Origin of the sequence: Kitasatospora sp. NPDC059599, from assembly GCF_042735125.1 — a bacterium.
Taxonomy (GTDB): domain Bacteria; phylum Actinomycetota; class Actinomycetes; order Streptomycetales; family Streptomycetaceae; genus Kitasatospora.
In genome coordinates this window covers 20,050-27,150 of sequence record NZ_JBHWCL010000135.1, presented here as the reverse complement: position 1 = coordinate 27,150, position 7,101 = coordinate 20,050, and the positions used below count along the sequence as shown (strand labels likewise).

General features: G+C 74.3%; 6 protein-coding genes. 1 reads left to right on the top strand and 5 read right to left on the bottom strand.

Annotation, left to right across the window (positions count from 1 at the left end; genetic code table 11):
* Positions 1 to 248 precede the first annotated feature (248 nt).
* Positions 249 to 1,502 (bottom strand): GNAT family N-acetyltransferase, encoded by a 1,254-nt coding sequence (locus tag ACFV04_RS34010; protein WP_380534722.1) that lies wholly within the window; start codon positions 1,500 to 1,502, stop codon positions 249 to 251.
* 145 nt (positions 1,503 to 1,647) lie between these two features.
* Complete coding sequence (locus tag ACFV04_RS34005; protein WP_380534720.1) at positions 1,648 to 2,898, bottom strand: acetyl-CoA carboxylase biotin carboxylase subunit family protein; 1,251 nt, start codon at positions 2,896 to 2,898, stop codon at positions 1,648 to 1,650.
* A gap of 37 nt (positions 2,899 to 2,935) precedes the next feature.
* Between ACFV04_RS34005 and ACFV04_RS34000 the strand changes: the two genes are divergently transcribed.
* Positions 2,936 to 3,634, top strand: a complete 699-nt coding sequence (locus tag ACFV04_RS34000; RefSeq protein ID WP_380534718.1) for a thioesterase II family protein — start codon at positions 2,936 to 2,938, stop codon at positions 3,632 to 3,634.
* Positions 3,635 to 3,767: 133 nt separating this feature from the next.
* On the opposite strand, the gene ACFV04_RS33995 is transcribed toward ACFV04_RS34000, so the two are convergent.
* The 3 genes from ACFV04_RS33995 to ACFV04_RS33985 are packed head-to-tail and all read right to left on the bottom strand — an operon-like array spanning position 3,768 to position 6,846.
* Positions 3,768 to 4,325 carry a flavin reductase family protein gene (locus ACFV04_RS33995; protein ID WP_380534716.1) on the bottom strand — a complete coding sequence of 186 codons (558 nt, stop codon included), beginning with the start codon at positions 4,323 to 4,325 and terminating at the stop codon, positions 3,768 to 3,770.
* A complete protein-coding gene (locus ACFV04_RS33990; protein WP_380534714.1) occupies positions 4,322 to 5,518 on the bottom strand; it encodes a MupA/Atu3671 family FMN-dependent luciferase-like monooxygenase in 1,197 nt (398 codons plus the stop codon). The genes ACFV04_RS33995 and ACFV04_RS33990 overlap by 4 nt, the downstream gene beginning before the upstream one ends.
* 23 nt (positions 5,519 to 5,541) lie before the next feature.
* Positions 5,542 to 6,846 carry a KamA family radical SAM protein gene (locus ACFV04_RS33985; protein WP_380534712.1) on the bottom strand — a complete coding sequence of 435 codons (1,305 nt, stop codon included), beginning with the start codon at positions 6,844 to 6,846 and terminating at the stop codon, positions 5,542 to 5,544.
* Positions 6,847 to 7,101: the final 255 nt, after the last annotated feature.

The following is a 7,101-nucleotide window of genomic DNA, read 5'->3' as shown; positions in this document are numbered from 1 at the left end:
GCCCCGGTCGGGGCCCTCCCACCGCTTCTGTGTCGTGAAGGGGGTGGTGGCTTTCTTCGTGTCCTGTGGTGGCCGGCGTCCGGTGCGGGCCGAGCGCGTGCTCGTAGCGTGGCCGCGGACCGGCCGGGGAGGCGGCACGGTCGGCCGGTACGGCCCTGGGTGCGGGCGTGGTGTGGGCCGGGGGCCGTGGGCGGGGACGGGCCGGGGTGCCGGGTCGCCCCGCCGGGCGGCGGGGCGGCCCGGCGGGGTCAGGAGGCGTCGAGGCCCAGTGCGGCGACCCGGGCCCGGGCGCTGCGGTCCTGGACGGCCAGCAGTTCGGTGCAGGGGCCGGCGGCCGCTTCGGGCAGGGTGAAGTAGGCGCGGCGCGGCACGAGTGTGCAGCCCCTGGTGTGTTTGGCCTCGGTGGTGCCCAGTCCGTAGTGGATGCGGCGGATGCCGTTGCGGGCGGCCCATTGCACGGTGTCGTAGTAGACCAGGTTGAAGTAGCAGTACGTGCCGTCCACGGCCTCGTAGTCGAAGCCGGCCGAGCGGGTGTAGAGCACGTCGCCGGCCCGGAAGGCGAGCAGGTAGCCCACCACCCGGCCGTCCCGGACGCTGCTGAGGACGGTCAGGCGGTCGCCGAGGGTGTCGCGCAGCGCGGCGAACTCGCGGCGGGCCCAGCTTTCCCCGGCGGCGTGGCCGTACTTGGCCCGCAGGGCGATGCGCAGGGCCAGGTGCTGTTCGCCGAGGGCGTCGGGGCCTTCGGCGGCCGTGGTGTGCAGGCCGGCCGCCCGGTAGGCCTGCATCTCCTTGCGGAGCTTGCTGCGGCGGGCGCTGGGGAAACGCGCCAGGTAGCCGTCGAGTCCGTTCTCGGGCACGTCGAGGACCGCTTCCGCGCCGAACAGGGCCCGGGCGGCGCCGGTCGCGGCGGCGTGGTCGCGGCCGGCGGCGTCTTCGGCCGGGTCCAGGTAGAGCAGGGAGTGTCCGGCGCAGCCGAGTTCGGCGGCGGTGGCGCGGGCCAGCCGGTCCAGGGCGGGTACCAGTGGTGCGGTGTCGGTGGGGCTGATGATATCGAAGGGGCGCAGGCCCAGGGAGGAGCCGAAGACGCCGACGGTCAGCCAGGGGTAGAGCGTGGGGCGGATCTCGGCGACCTGGGGTGCGAGGTGGCGGGCGCGGGCGGTGTCGTGTTCGGTGGCGGCCGGCGGGTGGCCGATCGCGGAGAAGTCGCCAATGATGCGGGGGCCGTTGTAGAAGAGGAGTTGTTCGGGGCCGCGGATGAGCAGGGCGGGGGCGACGGCGATCGGGCGGGCGGTGTCGGCCCGGTTGATCAGGAGGTAGAGGATCTCGTGGTCGTCGTCGGCTTCGACGAAGCGCCACCAGTCGGCGCCGGCCCAGACGGGTTCGCCGGGCAGGTCGGTCAGTCCGGTGCGGCGCAGGTCGGCGACCGAGCCGAGGACGGTGCCGGTCAGGCCGTCGCCGAGCGGGCAGGACCAGCCGGTCAGGCCGTCGACGGGTGCGTGCATGGTGTTCTCCCAACAGAGCGGCGACGGTGGCCCCGTGGGGTGCGGGGCCACCGTCGGGGGGTGGTTGCCGAGGGGGCGTACGGACGGTGCTGGGCGGGCCCGGTCAGGTTGGCGGGCCCGGTCCCCGGTCAGGCGGTGGGCCCGGTCAGGTGGTGGTGATGCGGGGACGGGAGAGGTCGATGGCGCGGGCGGCGACGTCGCGGGCGTCCTGGTAGTCCACCGAGCGGGTGATGGCGTAGCCGAGGACGGCGCTGAGCGTCTCGCCCGGGGGCAGCACGATCGTGCCGCCGAGCTCGCGCTCGTGGACGAAGTGCTCCAGGCCGAAGAGTTCCAGCACGTCGTACAGGCCGTCGAAGCCGTGGAACTGGCCCTCGACGGGGCTCAGGACGCCCCGGCTGGCGGCGAACAGGTCGGAGCGCTTCTCCATGTCGGGGGCCTGGCCGGTGGCGACCCGGACCAGGTTGGCGGGGAACGGGATGCCGGTGCTGAGCGGGATCAGGTGGGAGGTGATGTAGCCGCCGCCGGGGCGGGCGGCGATCTCCAGGAGCTTGGCGCTGCCGTCGGGCAGCACCCGGCACTCCAGGTGGAAGGAGCACCAGTCGAGGCCGATGGCCCGGGTGACGCTCCGGGCGAGGTGGCGCACGCTGTCCTGGGCCTGCGGGCTCAGCGCGGTGGGGTGGACCTGCTCGTACTCGACGTAGAACGGTTCGGTGACCCACTTGTCGGTGATGCCGGCGATCATCGTGCGGCCGTCGTGGACGAAGCCCTCGACGCTGTGCTCGCTGCCGCCCAGGCGCTCCTCGTAGACGAACTGGCCCTCGTAGTCGCCGAAGACCGGGGAGAGTTCACGGGTCGCCAGCAGGGTCGCCCGGCGGAAGGTGGCGGCCAGGTCGGTCTCGGCGTCGATCTGGAAGATCGAGCGGCTGCCGGAGCCGCCGGCCGGCTTGAGGACGGCGGGGGTGCCGATCTCGGCGGCCGCCGCTTCCAGGTCCGCGAGGTCGTCGACCTTGCGGAAACGCGGGATCAGCTCGGGGTGCTCCAGCAGGGCCGAGCGCATCGAGTGCTTGTTGCGGGCCTTGTGCGCGGCTTCCGGCGGCACGCCCGGCCAGCCGCAGCGCTGGGCCAGGGCCGCGGCCAGCTCGACACCGGTGTCGGTCCAGGTGACCACGCCGGAGGCCTTGGTCCGGTGGGCCAGCGTCAGGCCGGCCTTGAGGGCTGCGGGCCGGTCGAAGATGTCGACCTGCTCGAAGTCGCTGATCGCCTCACGGCAGAAGGCGGGCGGGGTGGGGCCGAGCAGCGCGACCTTGTAGCCGGCGGCGTGCGCGCCGAGGACGGCCGCGTTGACCTCCAGCGGGGTACGTCGGGTACCGATGAATATGATGGTCGGCTTGGACATGGTGTCTCCTTGGAGCGGGATGCGTGGGGGGTCTTCGATGACTGGAACGGCCGTGGTGTGCCTGCCTCCTTCGGGAGCCGGGCGGTCCTTCTACCGGGGCTGGCCCCGCCGGATCGACGGGGCCGCGGTGCGTCCGATGTCGCTGGCGGGCCACGAGGAACGGATGCGCGAGGCGCTGCCCGGTTCCGTCGGGCAGGCCGCCTCGGACATCGCCGGGCGGGTGGCCGCGCTGGACGCGGACCGGGTGGTGCTGTTCGGCCACAGCCTGGGTGCGGCGGTCGCCTACGAGACGGCGGCGCTGCTGGCCGCCCGGACCGACGCGCCCCGGCTGGCCGTGGTGCTGTCGGCCCGTCAGGCCCCGGGCGGGCCCAGCCCGGTCCTGGCGGCGCTCGACGGTGACGACCGGGCGCTGCTGGACACGGTGTCGGCCTGGGGCGGGATGCCGCCGGGCGGAGCGGACGGTGAGCTGGCGGCGCTGCTGGCCCCCGTGCTGCGGGCCGACCTGGCGATGAGCGCCGGGTACACCGTGCCGGGCGGCCCGCTGCGGGTGCCGGTCACCGTCGTCGGGTACCGGGAGGACACCGTGGTGCCGCTCGCCGAGGTCGGGCGCTGGTCCGCGCTGTGTGAGGGCCCGTTTCGCTGCGAGACGCTGGCCGGGGGGCACTTCGCGGCGAAGGACGCGCCCGGGGAGCTGATCGGCCTGGTCCGCGAGGCGCTGGAGCGGACGGCGCACTGACCGCGGGCGGGTGTGCGGTCCGCCCGGCGGCCGGTCCCGCCGCCCGGGCCGGTCGCGTCGCCCGCACCGGTCGGGCCGGTCCCGTCGCCCGCACCGGTCGGGCCGGTCCCGCTGCCCGTACCGCCCGGGCCGCTCACGCCGCCGGGACGCCGGTGAGGCGGCGGCCCAGGTGGACCAGCGGGTCGCGGTCCGGGCCCGGTTCGGCTTCGAGCACGTCCAGGACGGCCAGCTCGTGGTCACCGGACTCCACCCACGCCACCGCACGCGCGGTGATCGCGGCGCAGCCACCGGCCAGGATCAGGGCGCCGGCCGTGCTGCGGGTCACCGTGCGGCCGTGCAGCAGTTCCTCGCCGTCCGGCCGGTCCGGGGCGGCGAACCAGCGGGCCGCCTCGGCCTGGTCCGCCGCGAGGACCGTGATGCCGACCGGACCGCCGCCCTTCAGCGCCCGCAGCAGCCGGGAGGAACGCTGCAGGGAGACGGTGGCCAGCGGCGGTTCGAGGGAGGCGCAGACCAGGGTGCTGACGGTCGCGCCGACCGTGCCGGTGGGGGTGTCGCACAGCAGCACCGCCACCCCGGCGGGCAGCCGGGCGAAGGCGGAGCGCAGCTGCGCGGGCGCGACCGGGGCGGGTGGGGCGGGTGGGGCGGGTGGCACGACCGGGGCGGGTGTCGCGGTGAGGGCCGTGGTGGTCACCCGGCCACCTCTGCGAGGGGGCGGTCGGTGGTTGTGGTGCCGGTGGTGCGTGTGCCGGTGATGCCGGTGCCGGTGGTGCGGGTGCCGCTGGGCGGCTGGCCGGTGCCGGTGGTGCCGGTGGTGTGGGTGTCGGCGAGCAGGTCCAGGCCGTCCAGGACCTGTTCCGTCGGCAGGCCGAAGTCGACCAGGCAGGCGATCTCGTCCACGCCGGCCGCGCCGACCTGTTCCAGCATCCGCAGGCACTTCCCGGGGGTGCCGATCAGGCTGGCCTCGCGGTGGAAGCGGCGGGCCCGTTCCTCCAGCAGTTCGTCGATCACGGCCTCCGGCAGGGCCGGGATGCTGACCTCGCGGCCGCCGCTGACCGCGCCGCCGCCGGCCGAGGCGCGCAGTTCCAGTTCGAGGGCGGTGCGCAGGTAGCCGCGCAGCGCGGTCCTGGCGGCTTTCCAGCCGTCGTCGGCGTCGTGGGTGGCGTAGGTGTGCAGCATCAGGGTGACCGTGCCGGGGCCCTGGTGGCCGGCCTCGGCCCGGGCCGCGCGGTAGCGCCCGATCCGTTCGCGCAGGGTGTCCAGGTCCTGGCCGAGGAGGTGGGTGAGCAGGTTGGTGCCGAGCCGGCCGGCCGCCTCGAAGGTCGCCGGGTTCCCGGAGGCGGTGAGCCAGAGCGGGAGTTCGGGGGAGAGCGGGGTGGGCTGGACGGCGACCCGGACGGTGCGGCCGGAGCCGTTGCGGCGCTCGACGGTGCGCCCGGCCCACAGGTCGCGCAGTTCGGTCACCGCGTCCTGGACGCGCCGGGCGCGGTCGGCGTAGCGGTCGGGGGCGAGGACGAAGTCGTTGGCGTTCCACCCGGAACCGAGCGAGATGCCGATCCGGCCGCCGCCGCTGAGGTTGTCCACCACCGACCAGTCCTCGGCGATGCGCAGGGTGTCGTGCAGCGGGGCGACGACGCTGCCCGCGCGGATCTGGCACCGGGAGGTGCCGGCCGCGAGGGCGGCGCCCAGGACGGCGGGGCTGGGGAACAGCCCGCCGAAGGCGTCGAAGTGGCGTTCGGGTGTCCACACGGCGGTGTAGCCGAGGCGGTCGGCGGCGGCGGCCGCGGCGCGGACCAGGGCGTACCGGTCCTGTGAGCGGTCGGTCTCGGTGGCGCCGAAGAACATCACGCCGAGTGCGGGCAGCGGGCCCGACGGCTGGGAGGGCAACTCGGTTCTCCTCGGTGGGGTGGTCATCGCGCGGCCGGCTGAAGGCCGCTGTCGGCGTGCCCGGCTCCGGCATGCCCGGCTGCGGTGTGCGGCCGGGACGGTGGGGCGGTGTTCTCCTCCCACGGGAAGCAGGGGGCGAAGGCCGGTTCCAGGTGGTCGATCCAGGAGGCGGTCGGGGACCAGTGGGCGAAGAACGAGCGTCCGACCAGGGCGGGGTCGCGGGCCTGCAGCATCCGCAGGACGAACACGCGCTGCCCGGCGATGGTCGCCTCGCCGTCGACCGCGATCTTGCCGGGGGTCGCCGACATCACCGGTCCGCGGGCGGAACGGGCCAGGCCGGAGACGGTGCGCTGGGCGTCCTGGACGATCTGCAGGGCGGTGGCCAGCGGCACTTCGAAGTAGCGGCGGGCGCCGGTGTCGCGCTCGACGAAGGCGTAGTACGGGTGGATGCCCAGGTTGACCATGTCGGCCCACATGTCGGCCCAGGTCTGCGCCCGGTCGTTGACGTGCCGGATGATCGGGGCCTGGGCGCGCAGCACCGCGCCGGCGTCCAGGAGGCGGCGCACCGCGGTGCGGGCCTCGTCGGTGGCGAGTTCGCGCGGGTGGGAGACGTGCAGCATGACGGCGGCCTGCCGGCCGGAGTCGACGATCTCGCCGATCAGGCGCATCAGGTCGTCGGCGTCGGCGTCGGTGGTGAACCGGTGCGGCCAGTACGCCAGTGCCTTGGTGCCGAAGCGGATGGTGCGGATGTGCTCCATGCCGTCGGCCAGCAGCGGGGCGACCCAGCGTCGCAGCACCGCCGTCGACATGATCATCGGGTCGCCGCCGGTGAACAGCACGTCCGTCACCTCGTGGTGGCGGCGCAGGTAGGCGGTGGAGGGGTCGAGTTCGGCGCTGAGCCGCAGCTCCGGCATGCCGACGAACTGCGCCCAGCGGAAGCAGTAGCCGCAGTAGGCGTGGCAGGTCTGCCCCTGGGAGGGGAAGAGCAGCGCGGTCTCGCGGTACTTGTGCTGGAGGCCCTCGACCACGACGCCGTCCTCGGCGGGCACGTTGTGCGCCAGCTGGCCGGAGGGGTGGGGGTTGAGGTCCAGCCGGATGCGCCGGGCGGCGGCCGTGACGGTGGCCCGGTCGGCGCCGCTCAGCAGCAGGTCCGACATCTCGGCGAACGCGGCCGGCGGCAGCATGTCCCGGTCCGGGAAGGTCAGCCGGTAGAGCGGGTCGTCCGGGGCCGCCGTCCAGTCGATCAGCCGGTCCACCACGTAGTTGTTCACCTTGAACGGCAGGACGGCGGCGACGGTCCGGATTTCGTGACGGGTTTCCGGGTCCATTGCGCGAACCTGTGGAATGTCCGTGAGGCGCGCCCCGGAAATGCTTCTCAACTTCACTGCTGGAATTCTCCCACGGCTCAACGGAGTGGACTCGTGAACGATCGTGCCACAGCTTCGCCGGCTTGGAGCGGCAGGAACCTGTCAGGGCAACTTGCTGCTGACGAGGCCTGCTCCCGGCCCGCCCCGGGGGCGGTAGCTTCCTTGCGGAACGGTATTTCACGACCGTAGCAAACAATATTTCGCCGGAATTCTGGA

What these genes read in the sequence shown, in the direction of transcription:
- ACFV04_RS34010 (WP_380534722.1), bottom strand. Translation starts at nt 1,502, where the DNA reads ATGCACGCACCCGTCGACGGCCTGACCGGCTGGTCCTGCCCGCTCGGC.
- ACFV04_RS34005 (WP_380534720.1), bottom strand. Translation starts at nt 2,898, where the DNA reads ATGTCCAAGCCGACCATCATATTCATCGGTACCCGACGTACCCCGCTG.
- ACFV04_RS34000 (WP_380534718.1), top strand. Translation starts at nt 2,936, where the DNA reads ATGACTGGAACGGCCGTGGTGTGCCTGCCTCCTTCGGGAGCCGGGCGG.
- ACFV04_RS33985 (WP_380534712.1), bottom strand. Translation starts at nt 6,846, where the DNA reads ATGGACCCGGAAACCCGTCACGAAATCCGGACCGTCGCCGCCGTCCTG.